At 74.6% G+C, this 14,631-nt stretch carries 14 protein-coding genes; 13 read left to right on the forward strand and 1 reads right to left on the reverse strand.

What is annotated here, in order from left to right; all coding sequences use genetic code 11:
- Positions 1 to 319 precede the first annotated feature (319 nt).
- The 13 genes from ACFZAT_RS00540 to ACFZAT_RS00600 all read left to right on the forward strand — a co-directional run bounded on the left by ACFZAT_RS00540 (position 320) and on the right by ACFZAT_RS00600 (position 13,565).
- Entirely contained in the window at positions 320 to 1,846 is a 1,527-nt protein-coding gene (locus ACFZAT_RS00540; protein WP_391258128.1) for a phage tail sheath subtilisin-like domain-containing protein, read from the forward strand.
- A gap of 63 nt (positions 1,847 to 1,909) precedes the next feature.
- Positions 1,910 to 2,350 carry a phage tail protein gene (locus ACFZAT_RS00545; protein WP_018101393.1) on the forward strand — a complete coding sequence of 147 codons (441 nt, stop codon included), beginning with the start codon at positions 1,910 to 1,912 and terminating at the stop codon, positions 2,348 to 2,350.
- The gene (locus tag ACFZAT_RS00550) at positions 2,347 to 2,835 is read left to right on the forward strand and encodes a hypothetical protein (protein WP_391258131.1); all 489 of its coding nucleotides are present in this window, start codon (positions 2,347 to 2,349) and stop codon (positions 2,833 to 2,835) included. Before ACFZAT_RS00545 ends, ACFZAT_RS00550 begins: the two co-directional genes overlap by 4 nt.
- Complete coding sequence (locus tag ACFZAT_RS00555; RefSeq protein ID WP_391258134.1) at positions 2,832 to 2,990, forward strand: DUF6760 family protein; 159 nt, start codon at positions 2,832 to 2,834, stop codon at positions 2,988 to 2,990. The genes ACFZAT_RS00550 and ACFZAT_RS00555 overlap by 4 nt, the downstream gene beginning before the upstream one ends.
- A gap of 4 nt (positions 2,991 to 2,994) precedes the next feature.
- Positions 2,995 to 6,078 carry a hypothetical protein gene (locus tag ACFZAT_RS00560; protein WP_391258136.1) on the forward strand — a complete coding sequence of 1,028 codons (3,084 nt, stop codon included), beginning with the start codon at positions 2,995 to 2,997 and terminating at the stop codon, positions 6,076 to 6,078.
- A 16-nt stretch (positions 6,079 to 6,094) separates the two neighbouring features.
- Complete coding sequence (locus tag ACFZAT_RS00565) at positions 6,095 to 6,520, forward strand: phage tail protein (protein ID WP_018101390.1); 426 nt, start codon at positions 6,095 to 6,097, stop codon at positions 6,518 to 6,520.
- Positions 6,521 to 6,605: 85 nt separating this feature from the next.
- Positions 6,606 to 7,295: a LysM peptidoglycan-binding domain-containing protein gene (locus tag ACFZAT_RS00570; protein WP_391260134.1), complete on the forward strand. Its 690-nt coding sequence runs from the start codon at positions 6,606 to 6,608 to the stop codon at positions 7,293 to 7,295.
- Positions 7,292 to 9,061, forward strand: a complete 1,770-nt coding sequence (locus ACFZAT_RS00575; RefSeq protein ID WP_391258139.1) for a VgrG-related protein — start codon at positions 7,292 to 7,294, stop codon at positions 9,059 to 9,061. Before ACFZAT_RS00570 ends, ACFZAT_RS00575 begins: the two co-directional genes overlap by 4 nt.
- Before the next feature lie 27 nt (positions 9,062 to 9,088).
- Complete coding sequence (locus tag ACFZAT_RS00580) at positions 9,089 to 9,406, forward strand: PAAR domain-containing protein (RefSeq protein WP_391258140.1); 318 nt, start codon at positions 9,089 to 9,091, stop codon at positions 9,404 to 9,406.
- Entirely contained in the window at positions 9,403 to 9,810 is a 408-nt protein-coding gene (locus ACFZAT_RS00585) for a GPW/gp25 family protein (RefSeq protein ID WP_018101386.1), read from the forward strand. The genes ACFZAT_RS00580 and ACFZAT_RS00585 overlap by 4 nt, the downstream gene beginning before the upstream one ends.
- The gene (locus tag ACFZAT_RS00590) at positions 9,810 to 11,765 is read left to right on the forward strand and encodes a putative baseplate assembly protein (protein WP_391258143.1); all 1,956 of its coding nucleotides are present in this window, start codon (positions 9,810 to 9,812) and stop codon (positions 11,763 to 11,765) included. The genes ACFZAT_RS00585 and ACFZAT_RS00590 overlap by 1 nt, the downstream gene beginning before the upstream one ends.
- A gap of 49 nt (positions 11,766 to 11,814) precedes the next feature.
- The gene (locus ACFZAT_RS00595) at positions 11,815 to 12,357 is read left to right on the forward strand and encodes a phage tail protein (protein ID WP_391258146.1); all 543 of its coding nucleotides are present in this window, start codon (positions 11,815 to 11,817) and stop codon (positions 12,355 to 12,357) included.
- Positions 12,354 to 13,565, forward strand: a complete 1,212-nt coding sequence (locus ACFZAT_RS00600; RefSeq protein ID WP_391258147.1) for an NADase-type glycan-binding domain-containing protein — start codon at positions 12,354 to 12,356, stop codon at positions 13,563 to 13,565. Before ACFZAT_RS00595 ends, ACFZAT_RS00600 begins: the two co-directional genes overlap by 4 nt.
- Before the next feature lie 10 nt (positions 13,566 to 13,575).
- Here the strand turns inward: ACFZAT_RS00600 and glsA are convergent, their stop codons facing one another.
- Positions 13,576 to 14,604 carry a glutaminase A gene (glsA, locus tag ACFZAT_RS00605; protein WP_391258150.1) on the reverse strand — a complete coding sequence of 343 codons (1,029 nt, stop codon included), beginning with the start codon at positions 14,602 to 14,604 and terminating at the stop codon, positions 13,576 to 13,578.
- Positions 14,605 to 14,631 lie beyond the last annotated feature (27 nt).

Consider the following 14,631-nt stretch of genomic DNA (forward strand, 5'->3'; position numbering starts at 1 on the left):
GCAGGTGAATCGGGGTGATTCCCGGGTGATTCCCGGGCATTTCCGGAAGTGACGAATGGACTGGACCACTTCCGCCCCGGCCGGGCGGAGTGGATCGGGCCGCCTCGGGTTGCCCCGGACGACCATGGAAATCCAGCCGAATCCGGTGCGGGGCCCGGGTAGTTTCTGGCTGAAATTAATCGCCGGCGTGGGGTCTCGGCCGGGTGGGCCCGGAAAGGCAGTGGCCCTGCCCCCGGGCCGGGACTCCGGGGCCTTCTGTCCGTGCGTACGTGCTGGCAAGACTGGGCGGGCGAACGTCTGACCAGCCGAAGGAGCGAGCATGCCGTCGTACCTCACCCCAGGTGTATACGTGGAGGAGGTGCAGTCCGGAGCACGGCCCATCGAGGGTGTCGGCACCGCGGTCGCCGCCTTCGTCGGCTTCGCGGAGACCGGCCCCTTCCACCGGCCGACGCTGGTGACCAGCTGGGACCAGTACGTTTCGACGTTCGGCACCTTCACCCCGGACACGTATCTGACGCTCGCCGTCCACGGGTTCTTCAGCAACGGCGGCGGCGCCGCGTACATCGTGCGCATCGGAGGCCCCGCCGAGGACGCGCCGCAGGGTGAGGCGCCCGCGGCGGCCCCCTCCGTGGCCGTCGGCGGCTTCCTGGTCTCGGCCCGGCCGGGCGCCGGCGACGGGATCTCCATCGAGGTCGCCGACGCCGAGGGCGAGAACCCGCCGGAGGACCGCTTCCGCCTGCTGGTCCGTCAGGGCGGCAAGGTGGTGGAGACCTTCGACACCTCCGTACGCAAGAACGTGAAGGGCTACCTGGTCACCCAGGCCCGCCAGTCCAAGCTCATCGAGGTCACCGAGCAGCCCGGTGCGGCGCAGTCCCGCCCCGAGAAGCAGAGCCTGACCCTCGCGCCCGCCACCCCGGACGCGAGCACCACCGGCCGGACCGGCCCCCCCGAGTACGTGGGCGACGCGTCGGCGCGTACCGGCATCGCGGCCCTTGAGGCGATCGACGAGATCACCATGGTCGCCGTCCCCGACCTGATGAGCGCCCACCAGCGCGGCGACATCGACGACGAGGGCGTCCGCGCCGTACAGCTCGCCCTCATCGCGCACTGCGAGCAGATGGGCGACCGGGTCGCCGTCCTGGACACCCCGCCCGGCATGAACGCCCAGCGCGTCCGCACCTGGCGCAACGACGACGCCGGCTACGACTCGCGCTACGCGACGGTGTACTACCCCTGGCTCAAGGTCCTCGACCCGGCCACCGGCCGCCAGACCCTGATGCCCCCGAGCGGCCACGTCGCCGGTGTCTGGGCGCGCAGCGACGGCGAGCGCGGGGTGCACAAGGCGCCCGCGAACGAAGTCATCCGGGGCGCGCTCGACCTCGAACTCCGCCTGAGCCGGGGCGAGCAGGACCTCCTGAACCCGATCGGCGTCAACTGCGTCCGCGCGTTCCCCGGCCGGGGCATCCGGATCTGGGGTGCCCGCACCCTCTCCTCCGACCCGGCCTGGCGCTACCTCAACGTCCGCCGGCTCTTCAACTACCTGGAGGAATCCATCCTCCTGGGCACCCAGTGGGTCGTCTTCGAGCCCAACGACGACCGCCTCTGGTCGAGCATCCGGCGCAACGTCACGGCGTTCCTCTCCGAGGAGTGGCGCCGGGGCGCGCTCTTCGGCCGTACGGCGGAGGAGGCGTTCTACGTCAAGTGCGACCGGGACAACAACCCGCAGTCGTCCATCGACCTGGGGCAGGTCGTCTGCGAGATCGGCGTCGCGCCGGTGAAGCCGGCGGAGTTCGTCGTCTTCCGCCTCTCCCAGTTCTCGGACAGCACGAGCCTCGTGGACGAGTGACCGCACTCCCTCTCCCGCAGTAACCGAAGCGACGACAGCGAACGGAACAGGTGACACACAGTCATGGCAGAGGGCGACGCTCTTTCCACCCACGTCTTCGGCGTGCAGCTCGGCGGCTACCTCGTGGAGTCCATCCAGGAGATCAGCGGCCTCACCGTCGAGGAGGAGGTGGTGGAGGTCCGGCAGGTGACCTCCACCGGCAAGCAGATCATCCGCAAGCAGCCCGGCGCGCGGCAGGCCGGCGAGGTGACGATCACCCGGGGACTCGACAAGAGCAGCGAGTTCACCAAGTGGATCAAGGAGACGCTGAACAACGGCGCCGTCGACACCGCGCGGCAGAACCTCACCATCGAGATCAAGGACTCGAAGGGTGACACCGTCCGCCGCATCCAGCTGATGCAGGGCTGGGCCAGCCGCTGGGAGGGCCCCTCGCTGAAGGCGGGCGAGTCCAGCGCGGCGACCGAGACGGTCACCATCACCTTCGAGGAGATCGTGGTCGAATGAGGCGCAGGACCGTTTCCGGCGGCGACCTCGACCAGGTCCTGGACACCCTCGCCGCCGCGACACCGGCGCCCGCTCCGGCCGAGGCCGCGGCCCCCGCGCCGCCCCCGGCCGCCCGGCGGCCGGACGAGTTCGACTTCGAGCTGCCGCGCGGTTACGTGGACGACGAGGGCCGGACCCACCGGACCGGGACCATGCGGCTCGCCACCGCCCGCGACGAGCTGCGTCCGCAGATCGATCTCCGGGTCAAGGAGAACCCCGCGTACCTGAGCGTGGTGCTCCTCAGCCAGGTCATCACCCGCCTCGGCACGATCACCGATGTGCACGCGGGGGTGGTCGAGCGGATGTACGCGACCGACGTGGCGTTCCTCCAGGACTTCTACCGGCGCATCAACAGCGAGGGCCACACCCACGCGGCGGTCACCTGCCCGCTGTGCCAGGGCTCGTTCGAGGTGGACCTGTCGGGTGAGCGCCTGGGGGAATCGTGACGTACGCGCCTTCCCGGCTGCGGGAGGAGATCGCGTACATCGCCTACCACTTCCACTGGCAGCGCGAGGAGATCCTCGACCTCACGCATGGTGAGCGGCAGGAATGGGTGAAGGAGATAGCGCGGATCAACACCCGCGTGAACGAGAGCGGGTGAGGGCGTGGAGTTGAGGGGCTGGTTCAGGAAGCGGCCGGGGGCGGGCGCCCCCGACGCTGACCGCGCTCCGGAGCCGCTTGCCGCCCCGGCGCAGGGGCACGGCTCCCCGCGCCCCGGTGGTCCCGGTGCGGACTGGGACGGCGGGTGGCGTCGCGTCGCTCCGCCCACGGTGACCGTCGCCCGCTCGTCGATCGGCGTCAGCGACGGCCTCCGCTTCCGGTCCCGCCTCGCGTCCTGGCAGAACGTGGCCTACAGCGACGGAGACCTCGGCCACGCGGTGCTGCCGTCGGCCCCGGTGGGGCTCGTGCACGGGGTGACCCGGACACCGGGCACCCCGCGCACCGCGCCCTCGGGGACGCCGTTGGTGTTGCGGGCGGTGGACGCCCCTGCGGACCCGGTCGCCGGTGATACGGCCACGGGCGCGGCTGCGCCCGTGGCGCCTCCGGTGCCGGAGGCCCGGGGCGCGCGTGCGCCCCGGCGCGTGGTCCGCGCCGTGGCCGGATCGGCGTCCGGGGGCGGTGGGACGCCCGCGCCCCCGCAGGCGACCCCCGCACCGGTACGCGCCCGCCGGACCGGGCCCCCGCTGATCGTCGCCCGGCGCCCGGCGACGCCTCCGCGCACGGTGCCGGCCGTCGCCTCCACGGCGGTCCCTGCGGTACGGCCCGGGATCGGCGAGCCTCTGGGCACGCTGCCGGTTCAGGCGGCCCCGGCCGAGGGGGGCGGGGCCGCCGCGTCCACGCCGGGGCTGTCCGCCGGGCCCGGGGTCCGTCCCGGGCCGGGCGAGCGCTTGGCGCCCGGGGCGCCGGAGCTGCCCGTGGTCCAGCGCCGGGCGGATCCGTCCGCCGGGCCGGGGGTGCGTCCTGGTGCGGGCGAACCGCCCGCCGGGGAAGCCCCTCCGGGCGCGCCCGCCGGTCCCTCCGTACGCCCGACCCTGGACGCGCAGCCGCCCGCGGCGGCACCGGGCGGGGCCGAACGTCCGGTGGTCCAGCGCCAGGTGGACGTGTCCGCCGCGCCGGGTGTCCAGGCGGGGTCCGGCCTGCCGGTGGTGCAGCGCCAAGTGGACACTTCCAGTGTTCCGGAGCGGCCCGCGCCTGATGTCCAGGCAGGGGCCGGCCTGCCGGTGGTGCAGGGCCAGGTGGACGTGTCCGCCGCGCCGGTGCGGTCCGCGCCGGGCGCCTCGGCGGGGCCCGGCCTGCCCGCGGTGCAGCGCCAGGTGGACGCTTCCACCAGCCCGGTGCGTCCCGCGCCGGGCGGTCCGGCGGGGCCTGCGCTGCCGGTGGTGCAGCGGCAGGTGGACGAGCCCGCTGGACCGGCTGCCGGTCCGTCCGCGCGTCCGACGCTGCCCGGGGCTGCCCCCGCTCCCCACCTGCCGACGCCTCAGCGTCAGGTGGACGCGCCCGCCGGACCGGAGACCGGTCCCTCCGTGCGCCCGACGCCGGGCGGAGGTGTCCCCGCTCCCGACCTGCCCGTGGTCCAGCGTCAGGCGGACACGTCCGTCGCTCCGGAGCAGCCCGGCCCCACGTCCACCGGTCCGGGAGCCGGTCCGTCCGTGCGCCCGACGCTGGGCGGGCAGCAGCCCGTGGCGGACCAGGCCGCGCCCGTCCCCTCCGCACGTCCGGCCCCGGACGCGCAGCGGTCCGTGACGGCACCGGGCGGGCCCGACCTGCCGGTGGTGCAGCGCCAGGTGGACCCGACCGGGCAGCCGTCCGTGGCCGCCCCCACCCCACCGGTGCTGCAACGCCAGGCGGACGCCACTTCCGTGCGCCCGACGCTGGGCGGGCAGCAGCCCGTGGCGGACCAGGCCGCGCGCGTCCCCTCCGTACGTCCGGCCCCGGACGCGCAGCGGTCCGTGGCGGCACCGGGCGGGCCCGGCCTGCCGGTGGTGCAGCGCCAGGTGGACCCGACCGGGCAGCCGTCCGTGGCCGCCCCCACCCCACCGGTGCTGCAACGCCAGGCGGACGGCTCCTCCGTACGCCCGACCCCCGGCGGGCAGCCGTCCACCGCGGACCCGGTCACCCAGCGCCGGGCGGACGCGTCCGCCGGGCCCGACCAGCCCGGGGCCGCCTCCACCGCCCCCGGACGGGCGTCCACGGATCGTCCCGGACACGGACCGCGCCCACCCGCGGCCCGCCCCACCCTGGGCAAGCCCCTCCGCGAACTCCCCGCAGAGGCGGCCCCCTTCGCCCCGCCCGCGCGCGAAGCGGGCCCCGCGCTGCCCGTCGTCCAGCGGCAGGCGGCGGACAGCACCGGCCCCGCGCACCCGGCCCCCGGCCCCGGCTTCCACGCCCGCACCCGGGGCGGCCTCGGCGCGCCCCTGTCCGCCCTCCCGCCCACCGCCGCCGCAGGCCAGGCGCAGCCGAGCGCGCCGCCCGCGATGCCCCTGCGCCCCACCCCGGCCGTGCAGCACACCCCTGCTCCGGCCGTGCAACGCACCCCCGCCCCCGCCGTGCAACGCACCACCGAGGCCCCCGTCCGCGTCCGGCCCGTCCCCGCGCGTCCCGCCTCCCGGCCCGCCCCCGTGCAGCGGGCCCGTGCGCTGCTCACCGGGCGGACGCTCGCCGTGCGCACCGGGGCGGCCGAAGGGTTCACCGCCCGGCCGTCCGCCGGGGCCACCCGGCCCGTCGTACCGGCGACCTGGCGGCGCGACTCACCGCCCGCGCAGCCCGTCGTCCAGCGCGTCGCCGCCGACCCCGTCGCCCCGCCCCGCCCGCACGCGCCGCTCCCGGCCCGCACCGCGCCGCCCGCCGGACAGGAGCCCCCGCTCCCGGAAGTGGCGCAGACCCCCCGCCCCGCCGCCGTACGGCCGACCGCCCCGCAGGGCAACGCGCAGGGCAACGCGCAGGCCGTACAGCGCGCCGTCGCCGAGGCCGGTCTGACCGGCGTCCCGGTCACGGTCGTCCAGCGGAAGCCCGCCCAGAGCCCCGCGCCCGAGCGGCCTGCGCCCGAGCGGCCCGCGCCGGAGCGGGAAGCGGACCTCGACGTCGAAGACCTCGCCCGACGCCTCATCGACCCCGTCGCCCGGCTGCTCCGGGCGGACCTGCGGCGGGGCCGCGAACGTTCCGCACGCCCGTACGACGGCCGGCGCTGAAGAGAGAAAGCAGCAGATGACGGACAACATCTTCGCGACGAGCGTGTTCTTCAAGCTCACCATCGGCGGCAGCGACCTCGGCGCGTTCCACACCTGCTCGGGTCTCGGCGCCGAGGTGGAGATCGAGCAGTACGCAGAGGGCGGCAACAACGGGTACACCTGGCAGCTGCCGGGGCGGATCACCTGGACCAACATCACTCTGACGCGTCCCGTCACCGCCGACACCCTCAAGATCGCCCGCTGGCTGAACGAGACGACGCAACGCGTGGAACGCAAGGACGGCGAGATCGTCGCCCTGCGCCCCGACCTCAGCCGGATCGTCAGCTGGCAGGTGCAGGGGATCGTCCCGGTCCGCTGGCAGGGGCCGTCCTTCGATCCGGCCAGCTCCCAGGCGGCCGTCGAGACGCTGGAGATCGCGCACGAGGGGCTGGTGCCGTCCTGATGCGCCGCCGCAAGAACGCCCCGGAAGGAGGGAAACCGTGCCAGCCGCAGCCCGCACGAGCCGTGCCCGCGCACAACTGACCATCATGGAGCCGCCGTCCGATGTCGGCTCCAAGCCGGGCGGGACCCTCGCCCGGCTCACGCTCCAGTTCAACCCGGCGACGCTGTCTCTGCGCAAGTCCACCGAGTGGCGACGGACCCCGTCCCGCACGGCGGGCGAGTCCGCGCTGCCCGAATTCGTGGGCAGCGGGCCGCGCGCCCTGTCCCTCGACGTGTTCCTGGACGCCACCGCCACGCACGACAACTCCGTGGAGAGGGCGGTCGAGCAGCTGATGACGGCCTGCGTGCCGACGCCGAGCAGCCTGGGCCGGAAGAAGCCGTCGAGCCCGTGGGTGCGGTTCGACTGGGGGACCTCGCGGACGACGTCGTTCGACGGGGTGCTCTCCAGCCTCTCGGTCTCGTACACGCTCTTCGACGTGGACGGGAAGCCGCTGCGCGCCACCTGCTCGCTGTCCATCGAGGAGGCGAGCGTCGACCCGGCCGGGCAGAACCCGACGTCCGGCTCGCGGGAGGCCCGGCGTACGCACACGGTCGTCGCAGGGGACAGCCTGCCGCTGCTGGCCTGGCGGGAGTACGGCGATGCCACGGCCTGGCGCACGATCGCGGAGGCGAACGGCATCGACGACCCCATGCACCTGCCCCCGGGCAGCGAACTGCTGGTGCCCGCGCTGGAGGACGGCGCGGCCGAGGCCGGCGTACCGGAGGCGTCCCGATGACCGGCCCCGCCCGCTCCTTCGCCGCCGACCCCATCGTGGAGGCGCCCGCCGAGCTGCCCCAGGCGTGGGCCGCCCAGCTGGTGAGCTGCACGGTGGACGAGAACATCGGGCTGCCCGACAGCGCGGTCCTGACCTACCGCGACCCGTACCACACGCTGCTCACCGCCACCGGGATCACGATCGGCACCCAGCTGAAGATCTCCGTGGTCACCGTCCAGGAACGGGCGCGGGAGCGGCTGTTCACGGGCGAGGTGACCGCGCTGGAGCTGGACAGCGACACCACCGGATCGTTCACCGTGGTCCGCGCGTTCTCCAAGGCACACCGGCTGCGGCGCGGCCGGAAGGTCGTCGCGTTCCGGAACATGAAGGCCGCCGACATCGTCCGCAAGGTCGCCGCCGACGCCGGGCTGCGGTGCGGGAAGGTCGAGGCGGCCCCGGTGATGTACAAGCAGCTGACCCAGCCGAACATCTCGGACTGGGACTTCCTCCAGTACCTCGCGGGGGAGTGCGGGGCCCATGTCCGGGTGGACGAGAAGGGGCTGCTCCAGTTCGTGAAGCAGAAGCCCGCCTCCTCGGCGCCGTCCCCGTCCACCTCCGCGTCCAAGCACCCGATGGTCCTGGAGTACGGCCGCAACCTGCTGGCGCTGCGGGCCGTGCTGTCCGCGTCGGACGGGGCGGACAGCGTGGAGGTGCGCGGCTGGGACGTGCAGAACAAGGTCCGGGTCCTGGCCCGCGAGCAGTCGATCCGCTCCGAGACCGTGGCCCCGGGCGCCAGCCCCGCCACGCCCGCCGCCCTGTTCGGGAAGAACGCCCGGATGACCGTCGCCGACACCCCGTACCGCACCCAGGCCGAGGCCCGCGCGGTCGCCGGTGCCGTCGCCGGACGGGTCTCCTCCGGCTTCGGCGAGATCGAGGCGGTCGCGGAGGGCAATCCGAAGCTCCGCGCGGGCGAACCGGTCGCCCTCGGCAACGTCGGCCCCGCCTTCGCCGGGCGCTACACCGCGACCGCCGCCCACCACACCCTGGACCCGCAGGGCGGCTACCGTACGACCGTCCTGGTCAGCACCGACCCGGACCGCTCGCTCACCGGCCTCACCGGCGGCCAGGGCGCACCCGTGCCCGGTCCCCGCATGCCGGGCCTGGCGATCGGCATCGTCACCGACATCCGCGAGGGCCGGGGCAAGGAGAGCGGCTCGGTGAAGCTCAAGTTCCCCTGGCTGGACGACCGGTACGTCACGGACTGGGTCCGTACGGTGCAGTGGGGCGGGCAGGGTGGCGGCGGGGTCTTCAGCCCCGAGGTCAACGACGAGGTGCTGGTCGGCTTCGAACAGGGCCTGATCGACGCCCCGTACGTGCTCGGCGGGCTCTACAACGGTGTCGACAAGCCGTCCCCGCACGACGTCCCGCTCGTGGACCCGACCAGCGGCAAGGTCAACCGCCGTTCCCTGGTGTCACGTTCGGGCAACCGCATCGAACTGCTCGACACCCCGCGCGGACCGTCCGGCGTCCGTCTCGCCACCGGCGACGAGCAGCTGGAGGTCGTGCTGGACGAGCGGCGCGGCGAGATCGCGCTCAAGGTGTACGCGCGCGGCACCCGCCGGGTCCTCAGCTCCCTGTCGCTCGGCCGCACCGGCATCACGCTCGACGCGGGCACCGGGAACGTCCAGGTGAAGGGCGCGTCGGTGACCATCAACGGCAAGACCGGCGTCACCGTCGACGGCGGCCTGCTCGCCGTCCTGAAGGCCGCACTCGTCCGCATCAACTGACGCGTCCCACCGAGGAGATCACCAGCCATGCCCCAGGCAGCCCGTACGGGCGACCCCACCGTCCACGGGGGCGCCATCGGCACCCCGCCCCCGGGAGCGGCCGCCGTGGCGACCGTGTGGATCGGCGGCAAGCCGGCCGCCGTCACCGGAAGCCTGCACGTGTGCGTCGTGCCCCCGCACGCCCTGCTCGGCCCGGGGAACGTCATCATGCCGAACCCTGCGGCGGCCCTTGGCGGCGAGGTCCTGATCGGCGGGCTGCCCGCCGCCCGCATGGGCGACACCACCAGCTGCGGCGCGAAGATCATCGCCGGTGCGCCCAACGTCCTGATCGGGGGCCCGATATGAGCGAGCACGGCTTCATCGGGCGCGGCTGGGGCTTCCCGCTGCGGGTGGGCGCCACGGGCGGCATCGGCATGGTCGAGCGGGAGCAGGAGATCGAGGAGGCCATCGGCCTGATCCTCGGCACCGCGCCCGGCGAACGCCCCATGCGGCCCGAATTCGGCTGCGGCATCCACGAGTACGTCTTCGCCCCTGGCGACGGCGCGACCGCCGGGCGGATCGCCCACGAGGTGCGCACGTCCCTGGAGCGCTGGGAGCCGCGCATCGAGGTCCGGGACGTGGTCGTCGCGTACGACACCGTCGAGGAAGGCACGCTCTACATCGACGTGCACTACACCGTCCGGTCCACCAACGACCTGCGCAACCTCGTCTTCCCCTTCTACACGATCCCCGAGGCGGGAGCCCGCTGATGTCCCTGACCCCGCCCAATCTGGACGACCGCCGCTTCCAGCAGCTCGTGGACGAGGCCAAGCGGTACGTCCAGCAGCGCTCGCCCGAGTGGACCGACCACAACGTCTCGGACCCCGGGGTCACGCTGATCGAGACGTTCGCGTACATGGTCGACCAGCTGCTCTACCGGCTGAACCGAGTGCCCGACCGCAACTACTTCGCCTTCCTGGACCTGCTCGGCGTGCAGCTGTTCCCGCCGACGGCCGCCCGCGCCGACGTCGACTTCTGGCTGTCCGCGCCGCAGCCGGACACGGTGCGCCTCCCGGCCGGTACGGAGGTGGCGACGGCGCGCGGCGAGACGGAGGAGGCGGTCGTCTTCTCGACCGGTGAGGACCTGGCGATCGTGCCGAGCTCCCTCGTCCGCCTGGTCACGGTCCCGGCGTCCGGCGAGCAGACCGACCGCACCGCGCCGCTCGCCGAGGGCCGGGACATCCCCTGCTTCCAGGCCCGCCCCCAGCCCGGCGACGCCCTCCTGTTCGGGCTGCCCACCGCCGTGCCGCGCTGCATCGTCGCCGTCCGCCTGGACAGCCGGGTCGAGGGCGTCGGCGTCGACCCCCGGCAGCCGCCGCTGGTCTGGGAGGCGTGGGACGGCGCGCGCTGGGTGACGTGCGCGACCGGCGTCGACTCCACCGGCGGGCTCAACAAGCCCGGTGAGATCACGGTGTTCGTGCCCGCCGGGCACACCGTGTCCGTCACCGCCGGGATCCGCGCGGGCTGGCTGCGCTGCCGGGTCGTCGAGGCCGTCCCCGGCCAGCCCTTCTACTCCGAGTCCCCGACGATCCGCGAAGCGGAGGTCTTCACCGTCGGCGGCACGGTCGGCGTCGAGCACGCGGAGACCGTGTACGACGTGCCGCTCGGCACCTCCGAGGGGGTCGCGGGCCAGACGTTCGCGGCGCCCCGGACGCCCGTCCTGCTCGACGGTGAACCGCCGCTCGTGGAGGTGTCCTCGGCGGACGGCTGGCAGACCTGGACCCCGGTCGAGCACTTCGGCGCGTCCGCGCCCGGCGACCGGCACGTGCGGATCGACGCCGTCGCGGGCCGGTTCGCCTTCCCGCCCGAGGTGCGCGAGGCGGACGGCACGATACGGGCGTACGGGGCGGTGCCGGAGAAGGGCGCCCACATCCGCCTCCCCCGCTACCGCACGGGCGGCGGCGCCTCCGGCAATGTGGCGCGCGGCGCGATCCGCGTCCTGCGCAGCTCCGTCCCGTATGTCGCCGGGGTCGACAACCGGGAGGCGGCGCGCGGCGGCGTGGACGGCGAGACCGTCGAGAACGCGAAGCTGCGCGCGCCGCAGATCCTGCGCGTCCAGGAGCGGGCCGTCACCGCCGAGGACCACGAGGCCATCGCCCGCGAGGCCGCGCCCTCGCTGCGCCGGGTCCGCTGCCTGCCCGCCGCCCCCGGTGAGGGCGGCGCGGTCCGCGTCCTGGTGGTCCCGGACGCGGTCCCCGACGAGGGCGGCAGGCTCCGCTTCGAGCAGCTGATCCCGCCGGACTCCGTGCTCGCGACGGTGGCCGGGCGCTTGGACGAACGGCGTCTCGTCGGCACCCGTCTGGTGGTCGAACCCCCCGCGTACCAGGGCGTCACGGTGGTCGCGGGCCTGGTCGCGGACGACGGCGAGACGGACCGCGTCCGGACGGCCGCGCTCGACGCGCTGTTCCGCCTCATCGATCCGCTGCGGGGCGGCGCGGACGGCACGGGGTGGCCGTTCGGCAGGCCCGTGCAGTACGGGGAGGTGTTCGCCGCCCTCCAGAACGTGCCCGGCGTCCGCATGGTCGAGGAGGTCCGCCTGTTCCCGGCCGATCCCCTGACCGGGAGGCGGGGCGGTGCGGTGGACCGCATCGACGTCGCACCGAACGCGCTGGTCTTCTCCCACCAGCACCAGGTCGCGGTGGCGGCTGCGGGGGAGCGCGCATGACGAGGTCCGCCGCCACTAGATCCGCAGTCACCGCCACCGAGGAGCGCTCATGACACGGGCCGCCGTCCCCGGCCTCCCCAGCCGCTACCCGATCGGCGCGCTGCTGCCCGCCCTGTACGCGGACGACGACCTCGCCCAGCGCTTCACGGCGGGCCTGGACACGGTCCTCGCCCCGGTCCTGTCCACGCTCGACAACCTCCCGGCCTACTTCGACCCGGCGCTGGCCCCCGCGGACTTCCTGCCCTGGCTCTCCTCCTGGGTCGGCGCGGGCATCGACCCGGCCTGGCCGGAGGACCGCCGCCGCGCGGCCGTCGCCCGGGCCGTGGAACTCCACCGCCGCCGGGGCACCCGGCAGGGCCTGGCGGACCTCCTGCGCCTGTGCTTCGGCGTGGAGGCGGACATCCAGGACGGCGGCGGCGTCACGTGGTCGTCGGAGCCGGACTCGGCGCTGCCGCCCGTCCCGACGGGCGAACTGCTGATACGCATCCACGCGGACCGCCCGCTGGACGAGACCCGAGTCCTCGCGGTGGCCCGCGCCTCCTGCCCGGCCCACCTGACCTGCCGGGTCGAGATCACCGGGAGCCCCGCATGACCCGCCCCTGCCCCACCTGCGGTGCCGCGAACGCGGACGACGAGGACTTCTGCGGGAGCTGCGGCGCGTATCTGGGCTGGTCGACGCGGATACGGCCCGGGAGGCCGGGCCCGGACCCGTCGGCGGAACCGGACACACCGGCCCCGGCCCCCGCGCCCGAGCCACAACCGGCCCCCGAACCGGCACCGGCCCCCGAGCCCCAGCCGGAACCCGGACCGGCCCCCGCCCCGGAGCCGGAGCCGCGCGCGACGCGGCGCTCGGCGCGGAGGCGGGCCCCTGAGCCGCAACCGGCCCCCGAGCCCGATCCGGCCCCGGCACCGGCCCCCGCCCCCGAACCGGAACCGGCTCCCGCCCCGCGACCCCCCGCGCCCGCCCCCGTACGGCCGACGCGACCGGCCCCGCGAGAGCCGGAACCGGAACCGGCCGAGGAGCCCGTGGGCGCGGTCCTGCCAGGGGTGCCGATCGTCGCCCGGCCCACCGTCAGGACCGCGTCGGTGGACGAGGAACCGGACGGCGAGCCGTGCCCCTCGTGCGGGACGAACAACCGGCCGGGCCGCACGTTCTGCCGGAACTGCGCCGAGCCCCTGAAGCCCCGTGCCGCAGCGGCTCCGCTGCCCTGGTGGCGGACCCGGTGGCCGTTCAACCGCCGGGTGCGGGCGGGCTCGGGGAGGCTGCTGCGGGGCTGCCTCATCGCCCTGGTGGTCGCGGGCCTCCTGGTCGCGGGCTTCCTGCTGGTCCCGGCGGGCCGCTACGTCGTGGAGGACGTACGCGACAAGCTCGGCGGCACGGGCGAGGTCTCCCCGGCCCACGTCACCGCGACCGCGTCCGCCCCGGGACACCCGGCCAAGGCGGCGGCGGACGGGGTGACGAACACGTACTGGGGCGCCCCGAAGACGGGTGACGCGCTGACGGCGAAGTTCGAGGACCCGTTCCGGCTGGTCGGCGTCACGGTCCACACGGGCGTCTCGACGAAGGCGGAGGTCTTCCAGAAGGGCGCCAGGCCGACCCGCGCGGACCTGACCATCACGACGAAGGACGGCAAGGTCCACGAGAAGACGATGACCCTGGCCGACAAGCCGGGCGAGCAGACCCTGCGGATGGGCATCAGCGACGTCGTATCGGTCCGCTTCACGATCCGCGAGGCGGCGGGCCGGGACAACGGCCACCCGATCGCCCTGGGTGAGATCGAGTACTTCAAGCGGACGTAGGGGGTGGCCGTTACCCGGCCGCCCCGTGGGGCGTGGAGGCGAACAGGTCCATGCCGAGGGCCGCGGACAGGAAGTGGGCGACGCGCTGGCCGCGTACGCTGTTGCCCGCTTCGTCCAGGCGGGGGGAGAAGACGCCGAGTCCGCCCTTGCCGGGGGTGACGGTGATGATGCCGCCGGAGACGCCGCTCTTGCCGGGCATGCCGACCTCGTACAGCCAGTCGCCGCTGCGCTCGTACAGGCCGGCCGTGGCCAGTGCGGAGAGGGTGTCGCGGCAGACTCCGGCGTCCACCACCTGCTCGCCGGTGAGCGGGCAGACGCCGCCGTTGGCGAGGGTCGCGCCCATGACCGCGAGGTCGCGCGCGGAGACGGTCAGGGAGCACTGGCGGGTGTAGAGGTCGGTGGTCTCGACGGGATCCCGGGCGAGGGCGCCGTAGCTGTCGAGGAGGCGGGCGATCGACTCGTTGCGCTGGTTGGTGCCCGACTCGGAGGTGTACACCCGCTCGTCCAGGTGCAGTTCACGGCCCGCGAAGCGGGAGAGGCCGCGCCGGATGAACTCCCAGCGCTCCTCGGTCGACGCGCCCGGCACCAGCGCGTTGGTGGCCAGGGCCCCCGCGTTGACCATGGGGTTCATCGGGCTGCCGTGGTTCAGCTCGACCGCCAGGACCGAATTGAACGGCAGCCCCGTGCTGTTGACGCCGATCCGCTCGCGCACCGTGTCGCGCCCGAGCTCGTGGTTGACGAGGGCGAAGACGAACGGCTTCGAGACGGACTGGATGGAGAACGGGTGCTCCGCGTCGCCCACGGAGTACACGGCGCCGCTCACGTGCGCGACGGCGATGCCGAAGAGTTCGGGGTCGACCTCGGCGAGCTCCGGGATGTAGTCGGGGACCTGCCCCTCGCGGTCCTCCTGGAACCGCCGCCGCACGCCGTCCAGCGTCGACCGGACCGCATCGGCCGTCGGCAGCCGCCCGGTGGAGACGGCCGCCCGCGCCGTCCGGGCGTCCGGGACGTCCCCGGTGTTGTGGATCACGCCGGCCATGTCCGTACCTCCTGGTGCCCGTTCCGT

Origin of the sequence: Streptomyces sp. NPDC008163 (genome assembly GCF_042956885.1) — a bacterium.
Lineage (GTDB): Bacteria > Actinomycetota > Actinomycetes > Streptomycetales > Streptomycetaceae > Streptomyces > Streptomyces drozdowiczii_A.